Here is a 26,980-nt window from a genome sequence, read left to right as displayed (position 1 = left end):
GAAGTATGAAAAAGTTAATTGCGGTTGGGTTACTGTCGGCCGTGTTGGCCGGATGCGCCACCGATTCTCCCTGCGTTCCGGTCTACGATGACCAGGGGCGTCTGGTGCACACCAACACCTGTATGAAAGGCACCACTCAGGATAACTGGGAAACCGCAGGCGCGATCGCCGGCGGTGCGGCGGCGGTTGCCGGTCTGACCCTCGGCATCATCGCGCTGACCAAGTAATCGGCGCGGCGCCTGCGAGCGCATGCAACAAGCCCGGCCATTGCGCGCCGGGCTTTTTTATCTTACTGCACCAAAAACGCCTTGAATTGCGGCGTCATCACGGCGCTGAAACCGTCATCGGTTTTACTGATCAGGTAGACCGCCAGCCCTTTCTCCTCTGCGAGCTTCAAGGCTTTCTCCGTGCCCAGCACCATCAGGCCGGTATCCCAGCCGTCGGCCTCGAGCGCGGTCGGCGCTATGACCGTGGCGGAAACCAGTCGATGGTTGATCGGCCTGCCGGTGCTCGGATCGATGACATGGGAGTAGCGCTGGCCGTTTTGTTCGAAGTAGTTGCGGTAGCTGCCGGCGGTGCTGATGCCGTAACCGTGCAGATCCACCAGCGCCTGCACCGCATTTTCACGGTCGGTCGGCTTCTGGATCGCCACCCGCCAGGGTTTTCCCTGGCCGTTGACGCCGCGTGAAGAGACCGCACCGCCCACCGACACCAGGTAGTTGGTAATGCCGTTACGGTTCATCAGGCGCACCAGTTCATCGGCGCCATAGCCTTCGCCCAGGGTCGAAAGATCGACATACATGTCCGGCAGATCTTTCTGCAGCCACTCTCCACGATTGTCGCTTATCAGTTTCAGGTGCTGCAGGCCGATGCGCTGCTTCGCCGCGTCGATTTGCGCCTGTTCCGGCACCTTGACCGGATGTTTGTCGGGACCGAATCCCCACAGATTCACCAAAGGGCCGACGGTGATGTCCATGGCGTCGCCGGTATCGCGACCGATGCGCTGGGCCATCAACACGATGTCCGCCATGCCGCGCGGGATCGGCTGCGGCTCGAGGCTGGCGCTGTGGTTAAACCGCGACAGCACCGAGTCGGCGCGGTAGGTGGAGATATCGTCGTTGGCCTGCTCGAGCACTTTGTCTATCTGCCGCTGCAGTTCTTGCTTGCCGATCGCGACGTCACCGCTGACTTTTACGCTGTAGAAGGTGCCCATGGTCTTGCCGTCGATATCGATTTGCGGGCGGGTGGAGGCATCGTCGCAGGCGGCGAGCAGGGCGCATAGGGCGCTCAGCAGCGCCCCTTTGGCGAACAGGGAAGCCATAACATGTCCTTTGAAAACGGGAAAGCCGCTACAAATAAAGTAAAGCGCGGCAAATGGAAAGCGGATAAAGGTAAAATAGCATTTTACTGGCGCTGCGGCCGCGCCTGAGCTAACGTCTTGCCCATGCTTTTCGCTGAGGTTTCAAGTTGCCGCCATGAGTTCAACCGCCATTTCCCGGCTTATCCATCCCTTTGTCAAAGACCGTTTCCTGCATGCGTTGCTGCTGGCCGGCGCAGCGATGTTCGCCTTTCATCCGCAGCCGCTGTCGGCGCTGAGCGATTTTATCGACGGCCGCACTATCATCACCCTGTTGGGGCTGATGTTGCTGACCAAGGGCGTTGAGGTCAGCGGCTATTTCGACTTCGTCGGCCGCAAGATCATCAACCGCTTGCACAGCGAACGGCGGCTGGCGCTGTTCCTGGTGTTTTCCGCCGCGCTGCTGTCGTCATTTCTAACCAACGACGTGGCGCTGTTTATCGTCATTCCGCTCACCATCACGCTGAAGAAGCTGTCGGCGCTGCCGATTGGGCGTTTGATCATCTTCCAGGCGCTGGCGGTGAACGCCGGCTCGTTGCTGACGCCGATCGGCAACCCGCAAAATATCCTGCTGTGGAGCCGCTCCGGCCTCTCTTTCCTCGGCTTCATCGGCCAGATGGCGCCGTTTGGCGCCGCGATGATGCTGAGCCTGCTGGCCCTGACCTGGTTCAGCTTCCCGGCGCGCGAGATCGTGAAAACGCCGAATACCGAGGGTTATCCCTATCAACGGCCGCTGTTGCTGAGCTGCGTGGCGTTGTATGCGATCTTTCTGCTGTGCCTCGATATCGATCTGCCGCTGTATGGGCTGCTGGCGGTATTCGCCGGCTTTTTGCTGCTGGCGCGCCGGGTGCTGTTGCAGATCGACTGGAGCCTGATTTTCGTGTTCGCCGCCATGTTTATCGATGTCGGCCTGTTCACCTGCTTGCCGCCGCTTCAACCGGCGTTCGCCGCCATCGCCGGGCTGAACGACGGCGGGGTATATGCGCTGGGCGTCGGGCTGTCGCAGATCGTCAGCAACGTGCCGGCTACAATCTTGCTGCTCAACTACGTGCCTTCCAGCGCGCAGCTGGCCTATGCGGTCAACGCCGGCGGTTTCGGGTTGGCGATCGGATCGCTCGCCAACCTGATTGCGCTGCGAATGGCGGGGGAGCGCAAGATTTGGCTGAGTTTCCACTACTACTCGCTGCCGCTGCTGGCGTGGGCCGCCCTGATCGGTTGGCTGTTAAGCTAACCCTGATTGCCGCTCTGCCGCGCGGACAGCAGGCAAATGCTGCGGGTCACCTGATAGGATTTCACGAAGGCGCTGACGGGTAAAAACTCGAAGCGTGAATGGAAGTTGTGCGCGCCGGTGAAATAATTGGGCGTCAGGATGCCGCGGCTCGAGAGCGCCGCGCCGTCGGTGCCGCCGCGCATCGGGATCACCTTCGGCGGGATGCCGTGGGCGGCGAGGGCGCCGAAGATCAGATCGATCGCGCGCCGGTCTTCGCCGATGGCGTTGCTGATGTTGCTGTAGATGTCGCTGACGCGGCAGCTGACATTGGCGCGCGGATAGTTGGCCGCCACCTGACGCACCGTTTCCTCAAGGCGGGCTTTACGCGCCTCGAACGCCGCCCGATCGAAGTCGCGAATCGACACCTTCAGCGTCGCCTGATTGGCGTTGGCGGCCAGATCCGTGAACCAGAAATAACCCTCGCGCCCTTCGGTGTGTTCCGGGGTGTCGTGCACGTCAAATCGGTTGATGATGTCGTTGGCGATGCGTATCGGGTTGATCAATACGTTTTTCGCCGACATCGGGTGCGCGGTTACCCCCTCTATGCGGATCTCCGCCGCCGCCGCGTTGAAGTTCTCGTACACCACTTCACCCAGTTCGCAGCAGTCGATGGTATAGGCGAAATCGACGGCGAAACGCTGCAGATCCAGCGCCTTGGCGCCGCGCAGGCCGATCTCTTCGTCCGGCACGAACGCCACCACGATGTCGCCGTGGCGATCGGCGGCGGTCAGGTTGGCCAGCAGCGTCATCACCACGGTGACCGCCGCCTTATTGTCGGCGCCCAGCACGCTGGTGCCGTCGCTGAACAGGATCTCTTCGTTCCGGTAGGGCAGGATCTCCGGATGCTCGGCGGTGCGCAGCCAGATGTCTTGCTCGGCGTTCAGGCATAAATCTTCGCCGGTGAAGCGCAGGCGCTGCGGGCGAATCTCCGGTGACAGGCCGACGTCCACGGTGTCGATATGGGTGATGAAGCCGATGCGCGGCGCGCCGGGTTGGGTGCCGGGCTTGCGGGCGGTCACGGTGGCGTGCTCGTCGATCTGCACGTCGGCCAGGCCGAGCCGGCGCAGCTCGTCCGCCAGCAGTTGCGCCATCTCATGCTGCCCCGGCGTGCTGGGCAGGGCGGTTGCGGCGGCATCGCTTTGGCTGGTCACCGCCAGGTAGCGGAAGAAACGTTCGGTGAGCTGTTCGGCAATCGGGCTGGTCATCGGGACTCCTCGCGGTTGGCAATCTACCGGTTTTAAAACGAAATCAGCCGTTTGTCCAACGGTGCAATGCGTAAACCGTCAGAATGCGAAGCATCGCGCAGAAACGAAAAATAGCGGCGCAACTAGGAAATAGTCGCAGGTTTCTGCGGCAAAATCGGTGTTAGCTGTGGGCCGGGAAGCGCCCGCATAACACTTATCTGTCCCTCAAGGAGAATTCATGCACACCGGTCACGCTTTGCTCATCACCTTACTGTCCCTGGGCATCTCTCACAGCGCCTGGTCGTCCGCCGATACCGGGCACGCCAACAGCAACGCCAACAGCCGCGAAGTGGCCAGCGCGTTGGGCGGCCTGAAAAATAAAACTTACGAACTGGAGCAGGCGCCGAAGATCCGCGTCGCCAGCTTCAACATCGCCGCCGGCAAGGTCAGCGACATGACCGCCATCGCCAAGGCGATTCGCGCGATGAACGTCGACGTGGTGGCGCTGCAAGAGGTGGATAAACTCACCGCCCGCAGCGGCCGTGTCGATCAGGCGGCGGAATTGGCGAAGCTGACCGGCATGCAGGCGGTGTTCGGCCGGGCGATCGATTTCGACGGCGGTGAATATGGCCTGGCGTTTCTGTCGAAGTATCCGCTGCACGACGCCGTGATCTATCCGTTGCCGTCCGGCCAGCGCGAACAGCGCATCGCCTTCAGCGCCAAGGTCGACGTGCCGGAGTTCCCGGCGCCGATCACCCTGTTCAACACCCACCTCGATACCAAGGAAGATCCGACGATGCGCCTGGATCAGGTACGGGAGCTGAACGATCGCACCATCGAAGTGCGCGGCATCAAGCTGCTGTTCGGCGACATGAACGACGTGCCGGGCAGCGTGACCTGGCTGGAGCTGAGCCGCTATTGGAACGACATCATGCCTAGCGGGCAGGATGGCCGCAGCTGGCCGGCGGAAAACGCCGAAATCAAGGTGGATTACATCTTTAGCGGCAATGCGCAGCACTGGCATCTGGACAGCCTGACGGTGCCGAACGCCAGCGGCGATTGGAACGGCATTCACTGGCCGGCGGTGAGCGACCACCTGCCGCTGGTGGCGGAGATGCGCCTGACCGAGCAATAAGCCGGCCGGCATCCCGTCGGGCCTGGCTAATCCACGGCGATCCGCGCCAGCCGCTCGACGGCGCTGCGGATCTCGCCCGGTGTGAGAGCCGAAAAGCCCAGTAGCCACCCGTCGCGCTGCGCCTGCGTCGTTTGGTACTGCGCCGAAAGCCCGGGCGTGAGTATGCCGAGCCGCCGCGCCTGCCGGCTGAGCGCCGCCTCCTGGCCGGGCGGCAGCCAAACGCTGAGCTGCAGGCCGCCGGCGGCGGGAACGGGCGTGGCGAAGTGGCTCAGTTTTTCGCGCATTTCCGCCAGCAACACATCGCGCCGGCTGCGGTAGAGCTGGCGCATGTAGCGGATATGCGCGGCGAAGTGCCCCTGGCGGATGAACTCGGCGGTAACCGCCTGCATCAGCTGCGCGCTGTGGCCGTCATAGACCGTGCGCGCGGTGACAAAGGGGGCGACCAGCGCAGGCGGGACGATCAGATACGCCAGCCGCAGGGAAGGGAACAGCGACTTGGAGAAGGTGCCGAGATACAGCACCCGGCCGCAGCGATCCAGGCCCTGCATCGCCGGTATCGGCAGGCCGTCATAGTGAAACTCGCTGTCGTAATCGTCCTCGATGATCCAGGCCTGTTGCCGTTCGGCCAGCGCCAGCAACGCCAACCGACGCGCCAGGCTGAGCGCCGCGCCGGTCGGGTATTGGTGCGAGGGCGTCAGGTAAATCAAACGCGGATCGGGCAAGGGCGGCTCAGCCCGCAGACCGTCGCTGTCCACCGCGACCGGCGTCAGGGCCGCGCCGGCGCTGATAAAGGCGTTTCTTGCTCCGGCGTAGCCCGGCTCTTCCATCCAGACGCTGTCGCCGCCGTCCAGCAACAACGTGGCGATCAGCTGCAGCGCCTGCTGTGAACTGGTCAGCACGATAACCTGCCGTGCATCGCAGACTACGCCGCGCGTTTGGTTAACGTGGGCGGCGATCGCTTCGCGCAGCGGCAAATAGCCCTGCGGATCGCCGTAGCGCAGCAGGCTTTCTCCCTGAAGACGCAGGCGCTGAGCGGTCAGTTGCTTCCACAAGGCGAGCGGAAACGCACGCAGGTCCGGCGAGCCGGCAGCGAAGGCCTGGGGATGTTGCGGATCGCGGCAACCGCCGGTTTGCACGATCTGTTGGCCGCGCCGCGAAAGGCGCGGCATGCCGGTGCCGGTGCCGCGCGTCGGCGGCGGCGATGTGGCGATGCGGATCGCCACGAACGTTCCCTGGCCGACGCGGCGCTGCAAGTATCCCTCAGCCTCCAGCTGGCCGTAGGCGGCTTCGACGGTCACCCTTGAGAGGTTCAGATCGCCCGCCAGCACCCGGCTGGAAGGCAGCCGTTGCCCAACGCCCAATGCGCCGTGATGGATGGCCTGCCGCAATGCGCCGCACAGGCGATCGCGCAGCGTGCCGGCAGCGTGTGGCGATTGCTGAAACAGCGTGATCAGCGTGTGCCGCATAATGGGTCTTGTCATGGGTGAGAAATGGGTATCAATCATAAGACCAAAATGGGGCACTATTGTCATCTGTCTTGATGTGTGGGAGTGAGCGGGATGTCGAAAGAATCATTGGTGCTGGCTTTTCCGCCGGCGGAGCCGGAAGAGAGCCTGGCTTACCTGGCGGCCAAATTGAGCCGCTATGCGGATGCCTGGGACGTGGCGGAAGATCTGCGCAATGGCGAGGATGGGATAGTGGTGATCGACACCCGCGCGGAGGCGCTGTACGCCGCCGGGCATATCCCCGGCGCGTTCAGTTTGCCGCATCGCCTGATGGACCAAGCCGGCACGGCGCACCTGGATCGCCAAAAGGTGTATGTGACCTACTGTGACGGCATCGGCTGCAACGGTTCAACCAAAGGCGCTTACAAGCTGGCGAAGCTGGGGTTCAGGGTCAAGGAGCTGATCGGCGGGTTGGATTTCTGGCTGCGCGACGGCCATCCGTTGGCCATCGGCGAGCAGCCGGGATCGCTGCGTGATAGGGCGGCCGCCGTGGATTGCGGCTGCGCCTGAGGCGTTAAAACACCAACGCCAGCACGACCGCCAGCGCCAGCAGCAGCAGGATCAGCGCCACGGCGGGCTTGCTGAGCGCTTTTTGCAGCGGCAGAGGCAGGGCGGCGATCAGCGGATTGAGCAGCGGCTGCGGCTCGACAGAGTGGCTGACGATAGGCTGGGCCTGGCCGGCCTTATCCAGACGGCGGGCAAACAGCTGATGAATGGCGTCGCTCATTTGCGGATGCGTCAGCGGCGCATTGGCGCCGCAGTTGAAGCGCACCTGGCAGTAGTCGTTCATCTGCTGCAGCTCTTGTTCATCCGCCGGCTGTTTGAGCGCCGCCAACAGGTTGTTCAGCGTCGGCGCGCTCTGAGGGCTGAGTGCCACCTTCACCTGCAAGAACTGGTTCAATAGCTGGAAGTGGCGCGCCGGCAGCGGATCGTTGGTTTTTACGCCCGCCAGATCGAACAGCGTTTGCCAGATTTTAGCCGGCGCTTCGCCGGTGGCGGCGCTGAGTTTGGTGACCTGCTGTTGCAGGCTTTGATGCTCTGCGGGCAGCAGCGGGCGATCGCTGGTGGCGGTTTGCTGCGGCTGGGGAATGGTCAGGCCGCCGGTCTGCAGCAGATTCAGCACCTGCTGCAGTTGCGGTGGGCTCAATTGGCTCAGCACCGTGTGGCCAAACTGCTGACGAATAAAATCGCTGACCGCCTGGCGATTGTTGCCCTGCGGCAGCAATTCGGCCAGCTGTTGCAGCAGCTGGCGCCCGGCATGGTTTTGCTGCGCCTGTGCCAGGCGCGTTTGCAGCAGCTGTTCCGCGGGTTGAAAATGGCGCGCCAGCAGTTCACCGCCGTTGTCGGCGCCGAGATCGTGGCGCAGCGAGGCCCAGATCTCGGCCGATTTTGTCGGGCTGAGCGTCATGATTTTCACGATCAGCTTTTCCAGCGTCGTGCGCTGTGCCGGAGAGAGGGGTTGATCGTCAGTGGCCGCCGTTTTGCCCGGGGAGGGAGGGCGTTCGCCGGCGATTGGGGCGCCCGGCCCACTCAAAGGTTGCATATCACCAGTCCTTCGCTGTGTATCCCCGCAGGGTGCCTGGAGGAGAGAATCATCATGGTACCCGGCGAAAAGCGCAGGCTTACTGACTATGATACCTGTAAATCGCCGCCATCAATACCGCCGCCCAGACATTTCTTTACCGACAAAACGTTGCTAATCGCGCCTGCGCCGCTAAGATAACCGCAGACCTGAACGTGAGGATGGCATGGTTAAACGGCAGCGGATTGCAAAATGGTTTTTATGCCTGGCTTGTCTGGTGGTGCTGACGTGCATGACCCAGCGCATGGCTGGCCTGCATGCGCTGCAGCAAACGCTGGGGATCCCGGCCGCCACCGCCGTTCAATCCGGCGATGAGGCCGCCGAAGCGCAGCCGACGCCCTGTGAGCTGAGCGCCAAGTCATTGCTGGCCGCGCCGCCGGTGATGTTCGAAGCCGTGCTGTTCGGATTGGGCTTGCTGCTGGTTCTGTTGGCACCGACCATCGCTGCGCGCCTGCGCATTCCTCCTCCTCGCGCCATTTCACCGCCCACCCTCAGGGTGCACCTTCGATTATGCGTCTTCCGTGAATGAGTTAATCGCCCGTTTTTCGCGGTGAATTAATCATTTATGGAGAATTAACATGTTGAAAATCATCAGGCTGGCCTGCGCTTGCCTGTTTATGCTGTGGCTGCCTGCTTCACAGGCGGCGGACAGCGGCTGGCTGCAAAATCCAACCAACGATCATGCCAAGGTGCGGCTGCGCGCCGACACGTCACAGCCGGGGGAGACCCGTCTGCTGCTGTCGGTCGAGCTGCAAAAAGGCTGGAAAACCTATTGGCGCTCCCCGGGCGAAGGCGGCATCGCGCCGGCGATAGTCTGGCAAGGCAACCCGCCGCCAGCGACCTGGCACTGGCCGACGCCGCAGCGTTTCGAGGTGGCCGGCATTTCCACCCAGGGCTATCACGATCGGGTCACGCTGCCGATCGTGATGCCAGGTCAGGTATCCGGCCCGCTGGCGGGCACCCTGACGCTATCCACCTGCAGCAATGTCTGCATTCTGACCGACTACCCGTTCAGCCTGGATCTGACGACGCCGAACGATCCTCAGTTTAACCACGACTTCGCACAGGCGATGGGGCAGGTGCCGATCGCCGCCGGGGTGGTGGAGAGCGTCAAGGCCGGTTACCGCAGCGGCGAGCTGCAGATTGCCGCCGAACGCGCCGCCGGTTGGCGGCAGCCTGCGCTGTTCTTCGATACGCTGGCGGATGCCGATCTCGGCAAGCCGCAGGTCGAGACCGACGGTGCTCAACTGCTGGCGCGAGTGCCGGTCAGCGATGGCTGGGGCGATGCGGCGCCGGATCTGCGCGGCAAAACGCTGACGTTGGTGATCGACAACGGCGGTATGGCGCAGCAGATCACGCTGCCGATTGGCGATCCGCTGGTCGCGCCCGCCGCTGCGGCGTTCCCGCTATGGCAGGCGGTATTGATGGCGCTGGCGGGCGGGTTGATCCTCAACCTGATGCCGTGCGTGCTGCCGATACTGGGCATCAAGCTCGGTTCGATCCTGCAGGTGGAGCGGCGCGATCGGCACAGCGTGCGTTTGCAGTTCCTGGCGTCGTCGCTGGGCATCGTCGCCTCGTTTATGGCGCTGGCCTTGCTGATGACGCTGCTGCGGCTCGGCAACCATGCGCTCGGCTGGGGCATTCAGTTCCAGAATCCGTGGTTTATCGGCTTTATGGTGCTGGTGACGCTGCTGTTCAGCGCCAACCTGTTCGGCCTGTTCCATCTGCGCCTCTCGTCCGATCTGAATACGTCACTGGCGACCCATAACGGGCACGGCCTGAGCGGCCATTTTTGGCAGGGCGCTTTCGCTACGCTGCTGGCGACGCCGTGCTCGGCGCCGTTTCTCGGCACGGCGGTGGCCTTCGCGTTGGCGGCGTCACTGCCGGTGCTGTGGGGCATGTTCATTGCGCTCGGCATCGGCATGAGCCTGCCGTGGCTGCTGATTGCCGCCTGGCCGTCGCTGGCGCTGCGGTTGCCGCGCCCCGGCCGCTGGATGAATACCGTCAAGCTGGCGATGGGGCTGCTGATGCTGGCGTCGTCGCTGTGGCTGCTGAGCCTGCTGAGCAATCATATCGGCGCGCAGGCCACGCTGTGGCTGGGGGCGTTGGCGCTGCTGGCGTTGCTGTTGGCGGTATGGCGTCAACAGGGGGCGCGGTTGGCGGCCAAACTGGCGGCGGGCACGTTGGTGTTGGCGGGCGTGGCCCTGCTGGCGGGATCGCTGACCGCCGGCCTGTGGCGCCAGCCGTTGCAGGATCGGGTGCCGTGGCAACCGCTGAGCGAACAGGCGATTACCGAGGCACTGGGCCAGCATAAGCGAGTGTTCGTCGATGTGACCGCCGACTGGTGCGTGACCTGTAAGGCCAACAAATTCAATGTGCTGTTGCGCGATGACGTGCAGAGAGCGCTGAGCGCCGACGATGTGGTTGCGCTGCGCGGCGATTGGAGCCGTCCGTCGGCCGACATCAGCGCCTTTCTGCAAAAGCGCGGCAGCGTCGCCGTGCCCTTCAACCAAATCTATGGCCCCGGCAGCCCGGACGGCGTGGTGTTATCCCCGCTGTTGACCCGTGACGCCGTGCTGCAAACGCTTTCCGATGCCAAAGGAACCGAAAAATGAAAAAATTACTGATTTTAATGATGATTATCGCCGCCCCGGCGTGGGCCGCCGAACCTTTCACTCCGGCGCAAGAGGCGCGTATCAAAGAGATGATCCGTGAAACGCTGGTGTCCAATCCGGACATTCTGGCGCAGGCGGTGGACGCCTGGCAGCAGCAAACCGCTGGCGAGCAAATCAGCCAGGCTATCAAGCAGAATGCCAAAACGCTGTACCAGGATCCGGCCAGCCCGCGTCTGGGCGCCGCCAACCCCAAACTGACGCTGGTGACCTTTACCGACTATAACTGCCCGTACTGCAAGCGTTTTGATCCGATGCTGGAGAAGATCGTCAAGCAATACCCGGATGTGGCGCTGGTGGTGAAACTGCTGCCGTTCAAGGGCGAAAGCTCGGTCAGTTCGGCGCGCGTGGCGCTCACCACCTGGCAACAGCACCCGGACCAATTCTGGGCCTTGCACCAGCGGCTGATGGCGAAAAAAGGCTTCCATGACAACGCCAGCATCGCCGCTGCGCAAGAGAAAACCGGCGTCAAGGCGGTGGCGCCCAGCGAACAGAGCATGACCACGCTGCGCACCAATATGGAATTGGCGGAGCAATTGGGCGTGCAGGGGACGCCGGCGACGCTGATCGGCGATCGGATGTTGCCGGGAGCGGTGTCGTATGAAGAGCTGGAAGCGATGGTGAAACAGCAGTTGGCGAAGGCCAAAAATGGCTAAGCTCAAGCGCTGGGGGCGCGAGTTGTTGCTGCTGGCGCTGATCGCGCTGGCGGTGGTGACGGTGATGGATTGGCTGAACGCGCCGCAGGCGCCGCCGGCCTTCGATGCCCAGACGCTGACCACGCTGGACGGCGAGAAGGTGTCGTTGGCGCAGCTCAGCCACGATCGGCCGCTGCTGGTTTACTTCTGGGCCAGTTGGTGCGGCGTTTGCCGCTTCACCACGCCGGACGTCGCCCGCTTGCAGGCGGCGGGCGGCAACGTGCTGACCGTCGCGCTGCGCTCGGGTGACGATGCCCAGGTGAAGCAGTGGCTGGCGCGCAAACGGCTGGCGCTGCCGGTGGTCAACGATCCGGCCGGCGCGCTGTCGGCGCAGTGGCGGATTGGCGTCACGCCGACCTTCGTGGTGATCTCGCAGGGCAAGGTGGTGCAAAGCACCACCGGCTGGACCAGCTACTGGGGCATGAAGCTACGGCTGTGGTGGGCCGCCGTCTAATCGGCGTTTTTCTCCGTTATTACCTCCTCAATCGCCCGGCACAGCCGGGCGATTCCTTCTTCAATCTGCGGCGGCGAGTTGGCGGCAAAGTTCAGCCGCAGGCCGTGTGCGCCCAGCTGTTCGTGAGCGTAAAAGCATTCACCGCGCGCGAAGGTGACGCCGTACCGCCAGGCCACCGGCATCAGTTCGGCGGTGGTCACCGCCTCCGGCAGCGTCAGCCAGATAAACAATCCCCCCTGCGGCGTTTCGAAGCGGCACCCCGGCGGCAACCGCCGTTGCAGCGCGTCGACCATCACGTCCAGGTGGCGGCGATAGACGCGCCCGGCGCGCCGCAGCTGCTTGTCGTAACGGCCGACGGTGACGAAGGCGTCCAGCGCCCGCTGGATCAGGCTGGAGCTGGTGAAGCTATCGACGTGCTTGCGCCGCGCGAAGCACTGATAGTGTTCGCTGTCCGCCACCAGATAGCCGATGCGCATGCTGGGCAGCAGCATCTTGGAAAAGGTGCTGACGTAGATCACCGCGCCCGGCTGCGCCAGCGCGCGCAGCGACGGCAGCTGTTTGCCCTGATAACGCAGATCGCCGACGAAGTCGTCCTCCAGGATCACCACCCCGGCCTGTTGGGCGATCGCCAGCAGGCGCCGCCGGCGGGCCTCGCTCAGGCAGCGGCCGGTCGGATTGTGGAAGTTCGGGATGGTATAGATCAGTTTGGGGCGGTGGCGTTCCAACAACTCCGGCAGCAAATCCACCCGCATGCCGTGGCGGTCGCCGGGCACGGTGACGATATTGATGCGGTGCTGGCGCAGCAGGCCCAGTGCTTCAGCGTAGGTCGGTTCTTCGACGATCACCGAATCGCCCGGTGCCAGCAGGCTTTGCACCACCAGGCTGATGGCGTGCTGCGAACCGTTGGTGATCAGCACCTGTTCCGCCTGCGTGGGGATGCCCTGGGCGCTGAGAATACGGCTCAGCGTATCGCGCAGCGGGTAGTAGCCGCAGTATTCGCCGTAGCTGAAGGCCTCTTCCGCATGGCGGCTGAGCACCGACAGCAGCACTTTGCGAAACGCCTCCAGCGGAAACACCTTAGGGCTGCCGACGCCGGCGGCGAAGTTGATCAGCCCCTCCGGCAGCGGCGCGTCGGCGTAGCCGTCCAGCCGTGAGGTGAGGGTGGTGAAACTCTCCAGCGGGAAAGGCGTATCGCTGCTCGGCCGGGTCGGGCGCGCCTGCGTCTGCGGATGGGCAACATAGGCGCCGCTGCCGCGCCGCTGGTGCAGAAATCCTTTGGCCGCCAGTTCGGCGTAGGCGTTATCCACCGTCAAACGGCTGACCGCCAGTTCGGCTGCCAGCGTGCGCGTCGAGGGCAGTTTGTCGCCATCGACGAACACGCCGGTGAGGATGGCGCGCCGCAACGCTTCTTCGATCTGCAAATAGAGCGGAACGTCCTGCTCGCGATCTAACGGGATATGCATGCGAAATTGGCTCGGTTATGGAGAGTGATTTTTACTATACCCCATGCTAGCACGGCTTCAAGCGCCGAAAAGTGGCCTGCATGACAACGCCGTAAAGTGGCTATAGTGGGAAAAAATGGCCGCGTTACACTGTGTGCCTGAGTATGTTTGTCGCCATTTTTCCGAGGATCCCATGTCATTACCGTCAGGCGTTTCCGCCCGGCCGGCGCTGCCCGGCGCGCGTCTCTTGCAGGGCAGCCACCAGGGTTACGTCATCGCCATTATCAGCGCTATGCTGCTGGCTTTTACCGCCATCATCATCCGTGCGCTGACCGAGTACTATCACCTGCCGACCTTCGTGTTGGCGTTCTGGCGTGCGGCGTTGGTGGCGCTGGTGCTGTTGCCGCTGCTGTTGCTGGTGAAGCCGCAGTGGGCACGCCTGCGCCGTGAACAGGTGGTGTTTTACGCGCTTTACGGCCTGTTGCTGGCGCTGTTCAACAGCCTGTGGACGCTGTCGGTGGCGTTGAACGGCGCGTCGGTGGCGACGATCCTGACCTACTGTTCGGTGGGGTTTACCGTGTTCCTCGGCTGGGTGATGTACAGCGAACGCCTGACGCTGCGCCAGCTGCTGGTGATCGCCATCAGCCTGGGCGGCTGCTTCCTGGTCAGCAACGGCGACAGCATGGGCAACAGCCACTTCGATCTGCTGGGGTTGTTGGTGGGGATGCTGTCGGGCATCGGCTATACCCTGTATACCCTCGGCGGGCGGGTGGCCAGCGAACGCGGCTATCCGGTGTGGAACACCATCCTGTACGTATTCGGTTTTTCGGCGCTGTACCAGCTGGCGTTCAACGCGGCGCTGACGGCGTTCCCGTTGGCGGCGTTCCACGGCATGGCCGGCGATTTGTGGTTCCTGTCGCACGGCGCACAGGGCATCCAGTGGAGCGGCTGGCTGTTGCTGCTGGCATTGGCCGCCGGGCCGACGCTGTTGGGTTTCGGGCTGTATAACATCAGTCTGAAAACGCTGCCGCTGGCGGTGGCCAACCTGATCCTGTCGCTGGAGCTGGTGTTCACCGCGGTGATCGCCTATTTCCTGCTGGGGGAAAGCATGAATCAGCTGCAGCTGCTGGGCAGCGCGCTGGTGATGGGGGGCGTGCTGCTGTTGAAAAGCAAGACCGCTGAGGCGTGATGGGTTACCATTGCGCCTCGCAAGAGAGGCACTAATGATGAATAACCCGAGATTGAAACGAGCGCTTATCGCTTGATCTGCCGTGTTGAGTGAACGACAACACGGCCACAGACACTCCGTTCCGTGGCTTTTATTCCCGCAACAAGAGAATACGCCATGTCCGAAAAACACTGGTCTCAAACCGAACTGCTGCATCAGACGGTGACCAACCCGAATATCATCGTCAAAGGCACCCACAGCTACTACAGCGATTGCTGGGATAACGGCTTCGAACGCTCGGTGGTGCGCTATCTGCACGGCGATGCGGTCAGCCGCCAATGGCAGCCGCTGGGTGAAATAGACCGCCTGCTGATCGGCGATTATGTATGCATCGCTGCCGAAGCAGTGATCTTGATGGGGGGCAACCACACCCACCGCATCGACTGGCTGAGCCTGTACCCGTTTATGGCAACCATCCAACAGGCATACCGTCCCAAAGGCGATACCCGGCTGGGCGACGGCTGCTGGATTGGCATGCGGGCGATGTTGATGCCGGGGGTAGCGATAGGCGAAGGGGCGATCGTCGCTGCCGGCAGCGTGGTGGCCGGCGACGTGGAGCCTTACGCCATCGTCGGCGGCAATCCGGCGAGGTTTATCCGTTGGCGATTCGCGCCGGAAATCATCGCGCGTTTGCTTGCCTTGCGCATCTATGACTTGTCCGGGGCGGAGTTTGCGGCGATCCAGCCGCTGCTTGCCGATAACGATATCGGGGCGTTGGAAAGAAGAATGGCGGCCTTAGGCCGTTAAACATAACGGGCGGGGGATCCCCGCCCGTTTCGCATTACTCGGCCTTGGCCTCGGTCGCCAGATGGCGGCGTTTGCGCATCAGGCGCAACAGCGGCGGCAGCGCCAGCACGGCCACCGCCAGCACCAGCAGCGTTTGCGCGATGCTGCTGCTCCACAGGATGCCGAATTCGCCGTTGCTGATCGACAGCGCGCGGCGCAGGTTTTGCTCCAACATCTCACCCAGCACAAAGCCCAGAATCAGCGGCGACATCGGGAAATGCATTTTGCGCAGGATGTAGCCGAACACCCCCAATCCGACCATCAGCAGCAGGTCGAAGGTGGTGCTGTGCACCGCATAAACTCCCACCGCCGACACTGCGGCGATCGCCGGTACCAGGAACCACAGCGGGATGGTCAGCATGCGGGTGAACAGACCGACCAGCGGCAGGTTCATGATCAGCAAGATGACGTTGGCGATCAGCAGTGCGGCGATCAGCCCCCAGACGATATCCGGCTGTTCGGTGAACATCGCCGGGCCGGGGGTGATGTTGTACAGCGTCAACGCGCCCATCATCACCGCTGTGGTACCGGAGCCCGGCACCCCCAGCGTCAGCATCGGAATGAACGAACCGCAGGCCGAGGCGTTGTTGGCCGCTTCCGGCGCCGCGACGCCGCGGATATCGCCTTTGCCGAAGGTGTCGCTGTTGCCGCTGATTTTCTTCTCGGTCATGTAGGTCAGCGCGCTGGCGATGGTGGCGCCGGCACCCGGCAAAATGCCGACGAAGAAGCCGATCACCGACGAACGCAGGGTAGGGCCTGCGCACTGTGCCGCCTCTTTGCGGTTGAACAGCAGCCGGCCGGTTTTACGCACCAGCTTCTGACCGGCGCTGGTGCTCTCCAGCATCAGCAGGATTTCACTGACCGAGAACAGGCCGATTACTACCACGATAAACTGCACGCCGTCGGAAAGGTGCACGCTGTCGAAGGTAAAGCGGTAAACGCCGGTGTTGGCGTCGACGCCTACCGTCGCCAGCCCCAGGCCGATCAGCGCCGCCAGCAGCGATTTCAGCGGGTTCTGGCTCATCATGCTGCCGAGGCAGGCGATAGCGAACACCATCAGAGCGAAATACTCCGCCGGGCCGAAGGCCAGCGACCAGCGTGCCAGCAGCGGCGCGAACAGGATGATGCCGCCGATGGCGATCATCGAGCCGACGAACGAGCTGACCGCCGAGATGGACAGCGCCACGCCGGCGCGCCCCTGCTGGGCCATTGGGTAGCCGTCCAGCGCGGTCATGATCGCCGCCGCGTCGCCCGGCACGTTGAGCAGAATCGACGAGATGCGTCCGCCGTACTCGCAGCCGATATACACCGTCGCCAGCAGGATCAGCGCCGATTCGGCCGGCAGTTTGAGGGCGAACGCCAGCGGCAGCAGGATCGCCACGCCGTTGATCGGCCCCAGCCCCGGCAGCAGGCCGACGATGGTGCCGACAAAGCAACCGATCAGGGCGATAATCAGGTTCTGCGGCACCAGCGCCACTTCGAACCCTTGGGTCAAATACATCCAGGTATCCATCATCGCTCCCGTTAGCTCAGCCAGGCGCCGAGCGGCAGTGTGACATCGAGAAGTTGGTCAAAGGCGTAATACAGCGCGGCGCCCATGACGACGCCGGAGATGGCCGCCGCCGGCAGGCTGGCCTGAAACAGCAGGCCGATGCTGAACGTAAGCAGCGCGGTCGCCAGCGGGAAGCCCAGCCATTCAAAGCCCCAGGCATACAGCACCAGGGTGATCACCAGCACCAGCAGCCGCTGCAGCACCTTGTTGTGCGGCCACTCCACCGCCTGCGGGCGGCGCAGCAACAGCAGGGCCGCGCACAGCGCCATCAGGCTGAGGATCGCCAGTGGGAAAGGGCGCGGCCCCAGCGGTTCATAGCTGTATTCGCTCTGGATGCCCCAACCGATGAACAGCCCGCCGATACACAGCAGCAGCCAAAAGCCGGCAAAAATACGATCGCTCATGGTTTTCCCCTGCGGTTATTTGGCCAGGCCGAACACTTTCGCCTGCTCACGGTATTGGGCAACCTGGTTCTTCACGTAGGCGTCCAGCTCTTTGCCGGTCATGTTGAACTCAAACAGGCCGCGCAGATCGCGCTGCTGCTTGAATTCGTCGGTCGCCATCATTTTCTGGAAGGTGTCGATCCACCACTGATACTCCTCATCGCTGACCTTCGGCCCGACGTAGAAGCCGCGAATGATTGGCCACACCAGGCTGTATCCCTGCTCTTTGGCGGTGGGAATGTCGGCCAACTGGCCCGGCAGGCGTTGCTCGGCATACACCGCCAGCACGCGGATCTTGTCGCCCTGCAGGTAAGGCACCATTTCGCTCAGGTCGCCGGAGACCGCCTGGATGTGGTTGCCCAGCAGCGCGGTCACCGGCTCGCCGCCGCCTTCGAACGCCACGTAGCGCATCTTGCGCGGATCTACGCCGACTTCGCGCGCCAGCAGCGCGGTTTTCATCCAGTCCTGGCTGCCGATGGAGGCGCCGGCGCCGAACACCACGCTGTTGGGATCTTTTTGGAAGGCGTCCATCAGGTCTTTCAGCGTTTTGTAGGGCGAGTCGGCGCGCACCGCAATCATGCCGTAGTCGGTGCCGACCGCCGCCAGCCATTTCACGTCGTCCACGTTGTAGCGACCGAACTTGCCCTGAGAAAGGTTGAGCAACGAGCCGCCGGAGAACGCCACCACGGTGCCGAACTCCGCCGGTCGCTGTGCGACGATGGCGTTGTAGGCCACCGCGCCGACGCCGCCGGGCATATAGGTGACGCGCATCGGTTTATCGATGGCCTTGGTGTCCTGCAGCGATACCTGAATCAGCTTGCAGGTCAGATCGAAGCCGCCGCCGGGCTTGGCCGGCGCGATGCATTCGGTGCGTTTGGGCGCTTCCACGGCAAAGGCCTGATTGGCCGCCAGCAGCAGGGCGGCGGCGGTAAAGGTACGGGTCATTATTTTTTTCATTGTGACTTGCCCTCGGTATTGTTCTGGTTGTGAATCCCGCCGGGTGCGGTTGCAGGATTGTTAAAACAACAACCTTTCATTTACCTTTCAGCGGACGGAAAAGTTTCCAGTCTGTGATTGGGGTCTCTTGTCGCGAGCGAATAGCGGGTGGGCTACCATAGAAAGGAAGAGAAGAACAGGGCGCAAAACCGGCTAAAACCCTGCGTAATATCAGGTTCGGCGTTTTGCTTTCGCGATAAAATCATGAGCACTGAAATGAATAGAGACGCAGTGATATGTTTTCGTTAGGGAAATTGTTTGGCGGTAGGGACAGCGCCAAAGTGTGCGCGATTAAACGGTTGCCTGAAGTCTATGCTGAGATGGCTGGGGAAAACGCGCAATGTCGTTTGAAACGCCTGCGCGCCGATATAGGCGTATTCGAGCTGCATTTTGTCAACGCCGACGGTGAAAAGTATGTCTGTGCGATGACCGCCTGCGTGACCGGCATCGATCTGGTGTTTGCCGCCAACAACCGCTCCGTGCTGGTGTCTTCGCCGTTTACCGCCGACAAGCTGCGCCCGGTGTTGGATATTGCTCTTGCCGATAGCCCCATCCCGCTGATCTGACCCCACCTACGATCGCGCGCCACTACGCATAATTGTGTGCCAGCTCTCAAAACTGGCGGCGCAGCGCTCTTTTATCCCCTTATTTTCCATGCCATTCTCTGTTATCGGCCTGTTAACAGGCGCTGCATCGGCGCCGGGTTGTTCAGGTAAATCAATGGAATGGGAACATGCGACTGTTATTGGTTGAAGATCACCCCGAGCTGTCTCACTGGTTGCAAAAAGCGCTGACCGGCGCCGGGTTTGCCGTCGACGTCGCGCCGGACGGCGTGGCGGCCGACCACCTGTTGCTCAATGAACGCTATGCGCTGGCGGTGCTGGATGTAGCGCTACCGCGTTTGAACGGGCTGGAGCTGCTGGCGCGTCTGCGCAAGCGCGGGCAGGATCTGCCGGTGCTGCTGCTGACGGCGCGCACCGACGTGACCGATCGGGTGAAAGGCCTGAACCTGGGGGCGGATGATTATCTCACCAAGCCGTTCGAACTGGACGAGCTGGAGGCGCGCATTCGGGCGTTGCTGCGCCGCAGCGTCGGCGCCGCGCAGCCGGCTTTGCAGTATGGCGCGCTGACCTACCACGACGAAGGCTACTTCCTGCTGGAGAGCCGGCCGCTGGCGCTGACGCCGCGCGAACTGTCGGTGTTGACCGCATTGATGCACCGGCGCGGCCGCCCGGTGGCCAAGCAGCAGCTGTTTGAGCAGGTGTTTACGTTGTCCGACGAGGCTAACCCGGAGAGCATCGAGCTTTACGTACACCGTTTGCGGAAAAAGCTGCAGGGCAGCGACGTGGCGATCGTCACGCTGCGCGGTCTGGGCTACAGCCTGGAACTGTGCAATGCGGTGGTTTAACGCGCCGCGTTCGCTGTTCTATCAACTGCTGCTGTTTTTTGGCCTGCCGCTGCTGGCGTTGGGCGGCATCTCTATCTACACCCACTATTTCAGCGCCATGAGCGCCGCCACCCTGGCTTACGATCGCACGCTGCTGGCGTCGGCGCGCACCGTGGCGGAGCGGCTGGTGGTGCGCGAAGGCAAGCTGGCGGTCGATGTGCCCTATGTGGTGCTCGACAGCTTCGAGCGCAACATGAACGATCAGCTCTATTACGAGGTGATCTCGCCGCAGGGGCAAAGCATCTCGGGCTATGACGATCTGCCGTCGCTGCCGCCCCACATCCCGCGCTCCACGCTCTACCCGGCGCTGGTGCATTTCTATGATGCGGAATACCTCGGCCGGCCGATCCGCGTGGCGGCGCTGTTTCAACCGGTCAACGAGTCGGGCGTAAGCGGCATGGCGACCATCCTGGTGGCGGAAACCCTGGAATCGCGCCGTTACCTGGCGCGACAGATGATGATCGCGGCGCTGTTGAGCCAGGGCACGGTGGTGGTGTTGACCCTGATCCTGGCGTTCGCGCTGCTCAAGCGAGTGTTGAAGCCGATGCGCAAACTCTCCGGCATCATGCTGCGGCGCGATCCGGGCGAGCTGACGCCCTTGCCGCGGGTTCTTCCGTGGTCGGAGATGCAGCCGCTGCTGGTGGCGTTCAATCGTTACATCGAACGGCTGCGGCTGATGGTGGCGCGTCAGGAGCGCTTTAGTGCCGATGCTTCCCACCAGCTGCGCACGCCGTTGACGGTATTGAAGACCCAGGTCGGGGTGGCGCTGGCCAGCGATCGGCCGCAGCAGTGGCGTGAAAGTCTGCAGGCGATGAGCGCGACGCTGGATAATACCGTGGCGCTGACCGACCGGCTGCTGCACCTTTCACGCCTGAAGGCCAGCGAGCACCAGGCCGAGCGTAAACTGCAGCCGGTCAATCTGGTGCAGGTGCTGCGCGACGCCTGCTTCTCTCGCCTGCCGCAGGCGCGCAGTAAGCAGATCGATCTCGGTTTCGAAGGCGAGGCGGCGTGTCAGGTGGCAGGAGAGGCGTTGCTGCTGGCCGAACTGTGCGCCAACCTGTTGGACAACGCGCTGAAATACACGCCGCGTCAGGGCGTGGTGACCGCTCGTCTTACTCAGGATAAGGCGGCGGGGGAAGGCGTGCTGGAGATTGAAGACAGCGGCCCCGGCATCGCCTTGCAGGACAAGGCGTTGGTGCTGCAGCCGTTTCACCGGCTGGACAACGTGGGCGATCAGCCGGGAGCCGGTTTAGGGCTGGCGTTGGTGAAAGACATCACCGCGTATCACGGCACCCGCCCGGAGCTGCTGAGCTCCGCCGCGCTGGGCGGCCTGTTGGTGCGGGTGCGTTTCAGGTTGCTGCCTTAAGCCTGTTCTTTGCAGGATTCGGCGTTGGCCGCCGGGGCTTTGGCTTTACGCGTCAGTGGCGTGCGCAGCCGCTGCGACAGGATCACGCCCAGCAGGGTGATGCCGCCGCCGATCAGGTGGTAACCGTGCAGCTGCTCATGCAGGAACAGCACGGCGATGGCGGCGGTGAACACCGGCGCCAGGTTCATGAAGATCGAGGCGGTATTGGCGCCCAGTCGCATCACGCCCTGGATCCACAGGAACGGCGCGATGATTGAAGCCGGAATGCCGGCGAACAGCACCAGCGGCAGGTTATGGCCGTTCAGTCCAACATCCTGCGCCATCAGGAAGTTAGGCAGCAACAGCAGCACGCCGAACAGGATCTGCACGTACAGCGATTGCCAGTTCGGCAGCGCGATGGCCCAGCGTTTGGTCAACACGCCATACAGCGCGTAAGAGGCGGTGGCGAGCAGCATCATCAATTCCCCCTTGCCGATGCCATGTTGCAACAGCACGCCGGGCTGGCCGCCGCTGACCAGCCAGATCAAACCGCAGAAGGAGAGTATGCTGCCGAGCAACACGCCGACGGTCGGCGCAATGCGCAGCAGTACGATGCTGATGAGGATGGTCAGCAGCGGGATCAGCGACACGATGATGCCCATAAACAGCGCGCTGACGCTGTGCGCCGCGTAATAGGCCAGGCTTTGATACAGCACCATGCCCAGCAAGCCGAGGATCATCAGTTTCCACCAGTTGGCGCGCACCTGCGCCCAGTTGCGCAACACGCCCGGCAGCACGAACGGCGTCAGCGCGATCAGCGCCAGCAACCAGCGGTAAAGTGAAATGGCCGCCGGATCGATGGCGGTGGCGGAGAGTTTGCTGACGACGGCGTTAATCGACCAAATCAGCACGGCCAACAGCGGGAAGAGCATATTCATGATAATTATTCTCAATAACGTCCAACATGCTGGCTAGTCTACGCGTGTCCGGTTTATCATATATAGCGATATCCAGACAAAAATCGGTGTAAACAAGACAAATCACGGGACGAAACCATGCCAGAAATCCGCCATTTCCCCGAGTCGCTGATCCCGGCACCCAACCCGGTGCAGTTCCGCTGCGAGGAGTTTAACGCACGCACCGAATTCCAGCCGCACAGCCATACCTGGGGCCAGTTGATGTGGGTCAAAGCCGGGGTGATGGTGCTGCGCATCGGCGGGCAGCGCTTTCTGGCGCCGCCGGAATTCGTGCTGTGGGCGCCGGCCGGCATCGAACACTCCTGCTATAACCAGCGGCTGGCGCAGTGCCGCATGGTGGACATCACGCCGGCGCTGTGCGTCGGCATGCCGGCCGACCCTTGTCTGGTGAGCGTGACGCCGATATTCCGCGCCATCGCCGAGGATTTCTATGCGCGCAAGCAGTACATCCCACAGGCGGAAGAGGATTTGCGCCTCTGTCAGGTGCTGATCGATCAGCTGCGCCTGTCGCCGCGCCAACAAACCTATCTGCCGTCGTCGGACGACAAGTTTTTGGCCCCGGTGCTGGAAGCGCTGGAGCATTGCCCGGCGGACAACACCTCGCTGGCGGCCTGGGCGGCTCGGGTCTACACCACCGAGCGCACCCTGTCGCGCCGCTGCCAGCAGGATCTGGGCATGTCGTTCAGCGAATGGCGCCAGCGCCTGCGTTTCCTGCACGCCGTGTCGCTGCTCGAACAGGGAAAAACCGTGCAGGAAGTGGCGTTGGACGTCGGCTACAGCTCCGCCTCGGCGTTTATCGTCATGTTCCAGCAGATCGCCGGCACCACCCCTGAGCGCTTTCGCCGTGCCTGATTCAGTGGCACACTATTTCGCAGACCAATAGCCGTAAACCGTCGGAGAACGCAGTGAAGATTCTGGTTGATGAAAATATGCCGTATGCGGCCGAGCTGTTCAGCCGCCTGGGCGATGTGCAGGCGGTGCCTGGCCGCCCGATCCCGCGCGAGGCGCTGGCGGGTGCCGACGCGCTGATGGTGCGTTCGGTCACCAAGGTAAATGAAGAATTGTTGGCCGGCAGCCGCATTGGCTTTGTCGGCACCGCCACCGCCGGCACCGATCACGTCGATGACGCCTGGCTGCAGCGGCAGGGCATCGGTTTTTCCGCCGCGCCGGGCTGCAACGCCATCGCGGTGGTCGAGTATGTGTTCTCCGCCTTGATGCTGCTGGCTGAACGCGACGGTTTCCACCTGCGGGATAAAACCGTCGGCATCGTCGGCGTGGGCAACGTCGGTTCGCGCCTGGACGCACGCCTCAAAGCACTGGGCGTGCGCACGCTGCTGTGCGATCCGCCGCGCGCCGATCGCGGCGACGCCGGGGAATTTTTGCCACTGGAGAAACTGGTGGCCGAAGCCGACGTGCTGACCTTCCACACGCCGCTGAATAAATCCGGCCCATACCATTCGCTGCATCTGGCGGATGCCGACCTGCTGGCGGCGCTGCCGGACAACCGCATTCTGATCAACGCCTGTCGCGGGCCGGTGGTGGATAACGCCGCGCTGCTGCAGGCGTTGGAAAAGGGCAAAAAACTGAGCACGGTGCTGGACGTGTGGGAACCGGAGCCGGACCTCTCCTTGCCGCTGCTGGCGCGGGTGGATATCGGCACTGCGCACATCGCCGGGTATACGCTGGAAGGCAAGGCACGCGGCACCACCCAGGTGTTCGAGGCTTTCAGCCGTCATCTGGGGCAGCCGCAGCAGGTAGCGCTGGCCTCGCTGCTGCCGCCGCCTGAGTTCAGCCAGATCCGCCTCAACGGGCCGCTGGATGAAGCGCGGTTAAAACGATTGATGCACTTGGTGTATGATGTGCGCCGCGATGATGCGCCGCTGCGCAAAGTCGCCGGGCAACCGGGCGAGTTCGATCGCCTGCGCAAGCACTACCAGGAGCGCCGCGAGTGGTCTTCGTTGGTCGTGCAATGCGATGACAGCGCCAGCGCCGAGCTGCTCGGCAAGCTGGGCTTCAGCGTGGCGTAGGCCATCTCGTCAACGCGTAAGGTTGTCTTAAGCCAACGCCGCTACAGTGAGCGGCAAAGATTATCGGGCGGTGGCTGCACTGCCCGTCTGCTTTTATGAATGAAATACTCTGGAGAAAACCCCAATGTCTGACGGCTGGAATATCGCGCTGCTCGGCGCCACTGGCGCGGTAGGTGAAGCGTTGCTGGAATTGTTGCAGGAACGCCAGTTCCCGGTGGGTGAGCTCTATCCTCTGGCAAGCGAGCGCAGCGCGGGCGCCAATGTGCGCTTCAACGGCAAGTCCATTCTGGTGCAAAACGCCGAAGAGTTCGACTGGTCGCAGGCGCAGCTGGCCTTCTTCGTCGCCGGCAGCGAAGCTTCCGCGCGCTATGCTGAAGAAGCCGGCAATATGGGCTGTCTGGTGATCGACACCAGCGGCCTGTTCGCCATGGAGCCGGATGTGCCGCTGGTAGTGCCTGGCGTTAACCCGCAGGTGCTGGCGGATTACCGCAACCGTAATATCGTCGCGGTGGCCGACAGCATGGTCAGCCAACTGCTGACGGCGATCAAACCGCTGACCGAACAGGCGGGGCTGTCGCGTCTGCACGTCACCACGCTGATGTCGGTATCGTCGCGCGGCAAGGCGGCGGTGGACGATCTGGCCGGCCAAAGCGCGCGTCTGCTGAATGGCATCCCGGTCGAGGAGGGCGTCTTCGGCAAACAGCTGGCGTTCAACCTGCTGCCGCTGATTGCCGACGAACAGGGCAGCGTGCGCGAAGAGCGCCTGATCGTCGATCAGGTGCGCAAGGTGCTGCAGGATGAAGGTTTGCCGATCTCGGTGAGCTGCGTGCAGTCGCCGGTGTTTTATGGCCACGCGCAGGTGGTGCACCTGGAAGCGCTGCGTCCGTTGTCCGCCGAGGAGGCGCGCAGCGAGCTCGAAGAGGTCGAGGACATTCAGCTGAGCGAAGAAGACGATTACCCGACGCAGGTCACCGACGCTTCCGGCAGCGATGCGCTCAGCATCGGCTGCCTGCGTAACGATTACGGCATCCCCGAGCTGTTGCAATTCTGGACGGTGGCGGACAACGTGCGCTTCGGCGGCGCGTTGATGGCTGTCGAAACCGCCGAGCGTCTGGTGCAGGAGCAGATGTACTGATGTCTGAGGTGGTCTCGTCCGCTCAGCCGACGCTGAAGATCGCGCTGGGCATCGAATATGACGGCAGCCGTTATTACGGCTGGCAGCGGCAGCAAGAAGTGGCCAGCGTGCAGGAGCGGCTGGAGCAGGCGTTGAGCAAGGTGGCGGATGCGCCGATCAACGTGCTGTGCGCCGGGCGCACCGACGCCGGCGTGCACGCCACCGGGCAGGTGGTGCATTTCGAAACTACCGCGCGCCGCAAGGACGCCGCCTGGACGATGGGGGTGAACACCCATCTGCCGCCGGACATCGCGGTGCGCTGGGTGAGCCCGGTCGCCGACGATTTTCACGCGCGTTTCAGCGCCACCGCGCGCCGTTACCGCTATATTATTTTCAACCATCGCTACCGGCCGGCGGTGCTGCAGCAGGGGGTGACGCATTTTTATCACCCGCTGGACGCCGATCGCATGCACCGGGCGGCGCAGGCGCTGCTGGGCGAGAACGATTTCACCTCGTTCCGCGCGGTGCAATGTCAGTCGCGCACCCCGTGGCGCTTCGTAAAACACGTTAAGGTTACGCGCTATGGCGAATATATTGTGGTAGATATCAAGGCGAATGCCTTTGTGCATCACATGGTTCGCAATATCGTCGGCAGTCTGATGGAGATCGGCTGCGGCAATCAGGATGAGAACTGGATGGCCGAATTGCTGGCGCTGAAGGATCGCAATCTGGCTGCGGCGACGGCACGAGCCGAGGGACTGTATCTGGTTTCCGTGGACTATCCCGACCACTTTGGCATACCGCGGCCGCCGATGGGGCCGCTGTTTTTACCCGACGATTAAACGCCGGCACGCCTGAAAGCGTCGCTCCCTTGTGCTTCTGCCGGGTGATTGAAACACTCGGCATCAATGAGAGAATTTATGGATATCATCAAGTTTATTATTGATTTCATTCTGCATATTGATGTGCATCTGGCCGAACTGGTCGCACAATACGGCATGTGGGTCTACGCTATTCTGTTCCTGATCCTGTTTTGCGAAACCGGTCTGGTGGTGACGCCGTTCCTGCCGGGGGATTCTTTACTGTTCGTCGCCGGCGCGCTGGCGGCGTTGCCGACCAACGATCTGAACGTGCACACCATGGTGGCGTTGATGGTGGCGGCGGCGATCCTCGGCGATGCGGTGAACTATACGATCGGGCGGCTGTTCGGCGAGAAGCTGTTCAGCAATCCGAATTCGAAAATCTTCCGCCGCAGCTATCTGGACAAGACGCATCAGTTCTATGAGAAGCACGGCGGGAAAACGATTATTCTGGCGCGATTCGTGCCGATCGTGCGCACTTTTGCGCCGTTCGTCGCCGGTATGGGGCATATGTCCTATCGCCACTTCGCCGCCTACAACGTGATTGGCGCACTGGTTTGGGTGCTGCTCTTCACTTATGCTGGCTACCTGTTCGGCGATCTGCCGGTGGTGCAGGAGAACCTGAAACTGCTGATCGTCGGGATCATCATCGTTTCGATTCTGCCGGGCGTGATTGAAATTTGGCGCCACAAGCGCGCGGCCGCCCGCCAGCAAAAACAGTAAAAACATCGCTCAACCTGTCGGTTCGACCAGTTTTTTGTCCACAGCGTCGGGCCGATATGGTTTAATGAGCGACATTATGGTCTGTTCCTGCGAACAACCCTGAAGCCGATGCCTCAGTCGCCGCGCTTGCCGCGCCGCGAACGGGCATTTTTTCATTGGGGTGTTTTCGGGGGGATTGTTAAAGCA

The 26,980-nt window shown here is 62.6% G+C and carries 27 protein-coding genes; 18 read left to right on the top strand and 9 right to left on the bottom strand.

Annotated features, from left to right (window positions below; genetic code table 11):
• The first annotated feature begins 5 nt into the window (after positions 1-5).
• On the top strand, positions 6-227 hold the full coding sequence (locus AC6BYQ_RS09500) for a putative periplasmic lipoprotein (protein ID WP_004936201.1): 222 nt from the start codon (positions 6-8) through the stop codon (positions 225-227).
• A gap of 62 nt (positions 228-289) precedes the next feature.
• Here AC6BYQ_RS09500 and apbE read toward each other — a convergent pair whose 3' ends face one another.
• On the bottom strand, positions 290-1,321 hold the full coding sequence (apbE, locus tag AC6BYQ_RS09495) for an FAD:protein FMN transferase ApbE (protein WP_498056775.1): 1,032 nt from the start codon (positions 1,319-1,321) through the stop codon (positions 290-292).
• Positions 1,322-1,475: 154 nt separating this feature from the next.
• On the opposite strand from apbE, the gene AC6BYQ_RS09490 reads away from it, so the two are divergent.
• Positions 1,476-2,588 (top strand): SLC13 family permease, encoded by a 1,113-nt coding sequence (locus AC6BYQ_RS09490; RefSeq protein WP_498056774.1) that lies wholly within the window; start codon positions 1,476-1,478, stop codon positions 2,586-2,588.
• Here AC6BYQ_RS09490 and pepT read toward each other — a convergent pair.
• The gene (gene pepT, locus AC6BYQ_RS09485; protein WP_498056773.1) at positions 2,585-3,832 is read right to left on the bottom strand and encodes a peptidase T; all 1,248 of its coding nucleotides are present in this window, start codon (positions 3,830-3,832) and stop codon (positions 2,585-2,587) included. The genes AC6BYQ_RS09490 and pepT overlap by 4 nt on opposite strands.
• A 217-nt stretch (positions 3,833-4,049) precedes the next feature.
• Here pepT and AC6BYQ_RS09480 point away from each other — a divergent pair, with 217 nt between their 5' ends.
• Entirely contained in the window at positions 4,050-4,946 is an 897-nt protein-coding gene (locus AC6BYQ_RS09480) for an endonuclease/exonuclease/phosphatase family protein (protein WP_498056772.1), read from the top strand.
• A gap of 26 nt (positions 4,947-4,972) precedes the next feature.
• Here AC6BYQ_RS09480 and pdxR (AC6BYQ_RS09475) read toward each other — a convergent pair whose 3' ends face one another.
• On the bottom strand, positions 4,973-6,412 hold the full coding sequence (pdxR, locus tag AC6BYQ_RS09475) for a MocR-like pyridoxine biosynthesis transcription factor PdxR (protein ID WP_498056771.1): 1,440 nt from the start codon (positions 6,410-6,412) through the stop codon (positions 4,973-4,975).
• 93 nt (positions 6,413-6,505) lie between these two features.
• On the opposite strand from pdxR (AC6BYQ_RS09475), the gene AC6BYQ_RS09470 reads away from it, so the two are divergent.
• Positions 6,506-6,961 carry a rhodanese-like domain-containing protein gene (locus AC6BYQ_RS09470; protein WP_019453764.1) on the top strand — a complete coding sequence of 152 codons (456 nt, stop codon included), beginning with the start codon at positions 6,506-6,508 and terminating at the stop codon, positions 6,959-6,961.
• A gap of 4 nt (positions 6,962-6,965) precedes the next feature.
• Here AC6BYQ_RS09470 and flk read toward each other — a convergent pair whose 3' ends face one another.
• Positions 6,966-7,994, bottom strand: coding sequence for a flagella biosynthesis regulator Flk (flk, locus tag AC6BYQ_RS09465; RefSeq protein WP_498056770.1), 1,029 nt, complete (start codon positions 7,992-7,994; stop codon positions 6,966-6,968).
• A 205-nt stretch (positions 7,995-8,199) separates the two neighbouring features.
• On the opposite strand from flk, the gene AC6BYQ_RS09460 reads away from it, so the two are divergent.
• The 4 genes from AC6BYQ_RS09460 to AC6BYQ_RS09445 are packed head-to-tail and all read left to right on the top strand — an operon-like array spanning position 8,200 to position 11,854.
• Positions 8,200-8,562, top strand: a complete 363-nt coding sequence (locus AC6BYQ_RS09460) for a hypothetical protein (RefSeq protein ID WP_019453762.1) — start codon at positions 8,200-8,202, stop codon at positions 8,560-8,562.
• Between the two features lie 49 nt (positions 8,563-8,611).
• A complete protein-coding gene (locus tag AC6BYQ_RS09455) occupies positions 8,612-10,648 on the top strand; it encodes a protein-disulfide reductase DsbD family protein (RefSeq protein WP_498056769.1) in 2,037 nt (678 codons plus the stop codon).
• The gene (locus AC6BYQ_RS09450; protein WP_498056768.1) at positions 10,645-11,361 is read left to right on the top strand and encodes a DsbA family protein; all 717 of its coding nucleotides are present in this window, start codon (positions 10,645-10,647) and stop codon (positions 11,359-11,361) included. The genes AC6BYQ_RS09455 and AC6BYQ_RS09450 overlap by 4 nt, the downstream gene beginning before the upstream one ends.
• Positions 11,354-11,854, top strand: a complete 501-nt coding sequence (locus AC6BYQ_RS09445) for a protein disulfide oxidoreductase (protein WP_019453759.1) — start codon at positions 11,354-11,356, stop codon at positions 11,852-11,854. Before AC6BYQ_RS09450 ends, AC6BYQ_RS09445 begins: the two co-directional genes overlap by 8 nt.
• On the opposite strand, the gene pdxR (AC6BYQ_RS09440) is transcribed toward AC6BYQ_RS09445, so the two are convergent.
• A complete protein-coding gene (gene pdxR / locus AC6BYQ_RS09440) occupies positions 11,851-13,317 on the bottom strand; it encodes a MocR-like pyridoxine biosynthesis transcription factor PdxR (RefSeq protein ID WP_498056767.1) in 1,467 nt (488 codons plus the stop codon). The genes AC6BYQ_RS09445 and pdxR (AC6BYQ_RS09440) overlap by 4 nt on opposite strands.
• Before the next feature lie 172 nt (positions 13,318-13,489).
• Here pdxR (AC6BYQ_RS09440) and AC6BYQ_RS09435 point away from each other — a divergent pair, with 172 nt between their 5' ends.
• Positions 13,490-14,485, top strand: coding sequence for a DMT family transporter (locus tag AC6BYQ_RS09435; RefSeq protein WP_197668082.1), 996 nt, complete (start codon positions 13,490-13,492; stop codon positions 14,483-14,485).
• A 156-nt stretch (positions 14,486-14,641) separates the two neighbouring features.
• The gene (locus AC6BYQ_RS09430) at positions 14,642-15,271 is read left to right on the top strand and encodes a CatB-related O-acetyltransferase (protein WP_498056766.1); all 630 of its coding nucleotides are present in this window, start codon (positions 14,642-14,644) and stop codon (positions 15,269-15,271) included.
• Positions 15,272-15,305: 34 nt separating this feature from the next.
• Here AC6BYQ_RS09430 and AC6BYQ_RS09425 read toward each other — a convergent pair whose 3' ends face one another.
• Genes AC6BYQ_RS09425 through AC6BYQ_RS09415 form a run of 3 tightly spaced genes read right to left on the bottom strand, consistent with a single transcriptional unit; the run spans position 15,306 to position 18,262 of the window.
• Positions 15,306-16,823, bottom strand: a complete 1,518-nt coding sequence (locus AC6BYQ_RS09425) for a tripartite tricarboxylate transporter permease (protein WP_004936157.1) — start codon at positions 16,821-16,823, stop codon at positions 15,306-15,308.
• A gap of 11 nt (positions 16,824-16,834) precedes the next feature.
• Positions 16,835-17,266 (bottom strand): tripartite tricarboxylate transporter TctB family protein, encoded by a 432-nt coding sequence (locus AC6BYQ_RS09420; RefSeq protein WP_019453755.1) that lies wholly within the window; start codon positions 17,264-17,266, stop codon positions 16,835-16,837.
• Positions 17,267-17,281: 15 nt separating this feature from the next.
• Positions 17,282-18,262: a Bug family tripartite tricarboxylate transporter substrate binding protein gene (locus tag AC6BYQ_RS09415; RefSeq protein WP_025160161.1), complete on the bottom strand. Its 981-nt coding sequence runs from the start codon at positions 18,260-18,262 to the stop codon at positions 17,282-17,284.
• A 359-nt stretch (positions 18,263-18,621) separates the two neighbouring features.
• Here AC6BYQ_RS09415 and AC6BYQ_RS09410 point away from each other — a divergent pair, with 359 nt between their 5' ends.
• From AC6BYQ_RS09410 to AC6BYQ_RS09400, 3 genes are all read left to right on the top strand, one after another.
• Complete coding sequence (locus AC6BYQ_RS09410; RefSeq protein ID WP_254806584.1) at positions 18,622-18,867, top strand: hypothetical protein; 246 nt, start codon at positions 18,622-18,624, stop codon at positions 18,865-18,867.
• Positions 18,868-19,034: 167 nt separating this feature from the next.
• Positions 19,035-19,709 carry a transcriptional regulator TctD gene (tctD, locus tag AC6BYQ_RS09405; RefSeq protein ID WP_019453752.1) on the top strand — a complete coding sequence of 225 codons (675 nt, stop codon included), beginning with the start codon at positions 19,035-19,037 and terminating at the stop codon, positions 19,707-19,709.
• Complete coding sequence (locus tag AC6BYQ_RS09400; RefSeq protein ID WP_498056765.1) at positions 19,696-21,114, top strand: sensor histidine kinase; 1,419 nt, start codon at positions 19,696-19,698, stop codon at positions 21,112-21,114. Before tctD ends, AC6BYQ_RS09400 begins: the two co-directional genes overlap by 14 nt.
• Here AC6BYQ_RS09400 and AC6BYQ_RS09395 read toward each other — a convergent pair.
• Complete coding sequence (locus tag AC6BYQ_RS09395; RefSeq protein WP_019453750.1) at positions 21,111-22,031, bottom strand: DMT family transporter; 921 nt, start codon at positions 22,029-22,031, stop codon at positions 21,111-21,113. The two genes, AC6BYQ_RS09400 and AC6BYQ_RS09395, sit on opposite strands and share 4 nt — an antisense overlap.
• Positions 22,032-22,148: 117 nt before the next feature.
• Here AC6BYQ_RS09395 and AC6BYQ_RS09390 point away from each other — a divergent pair, with 117 nt between their 5' ends.
• The 5 genes from AC6BYQ_RS09390 to AC6BYQ_RS09370 all read left to right on the top strand — a co-directional run bounded on the left by AC6BYQ_RS09390 (position 22,149) and on the right by AC6BYQ_RS09370 (position 26,794).
• Positions 22,149-22,922: an AraC family transcriptional regulator gene (locus AC6BYQ_RS09390; RefSeq protein WP_019453749.1), complete on the top strand. Its 774-nt coding sequence runs from the start codon at positions 22,149-22,151 to the stop codon at positions 22,920-22,922.
• A 53-nt stretch (positions 22,923-22,975) separates the two neighbouring features.
• Positions 22,976-24,097 (top strand): 4-phosphoerythronate dehydrogenase PdxB, encoded by a 1,122-nt coding sequence (gene pdxB, locus AC6BYQ_RS09385; protein ID WP_019453748.1) that lies wholly within the window; start codon positions 22,976-22,978, stop codon positions 24,095-24,097.
• A gap of 124 nt (positions 24,098-24,221) precedes the next feature.
• On the top strand, positions 24,222-25,232 hold the full coding sequence (locus tag AC6BYQ_RS09380) for an aspartate-semialdehyde dehydrogenase (protein ID WP_498056764.1): 1,011 nt from the start codon (positions 24,222-24,224) through the stop codon (positions 25,230-25,232).
• Complete coding sequence (gene truA / locus AC6BYQ_RS09375) at positions 25,232-26,053, top strand: tRNA pseudouridine(38-40) synthase TruA (protein WP_019453746.1); 822 nt, start codon at positions 25,232-25,234, stop codon at positions 26,051-26,053. Before AC6BYQ_RS09380 ends, truA begins: the two co-directional genes overlap by 1 nt.
• 78 nt (positions 26,054-26,131) lie before the next feature.
• On the top strand, positions 26,132-26,794 hold the full coding sequence (locus AC6BYQ_RS09370; RefSeq protein WP_064289764.1) for a DedA family protein: 663 nt from the start codon (positions 26,132-26,134) through the stop codon (positions 26,792-26,794).
• Positions 26,795-26,980: the final 186 nt, after the last annotated feature.

Source organism: Serratia sp. LTN-2, from assembly GCF_059740205.1.
The sequence above is the reverse complement of the archived record's forward strand: the minus strand, read 5'-3'. Positions and strand labels throughout refer to the sequence as shown.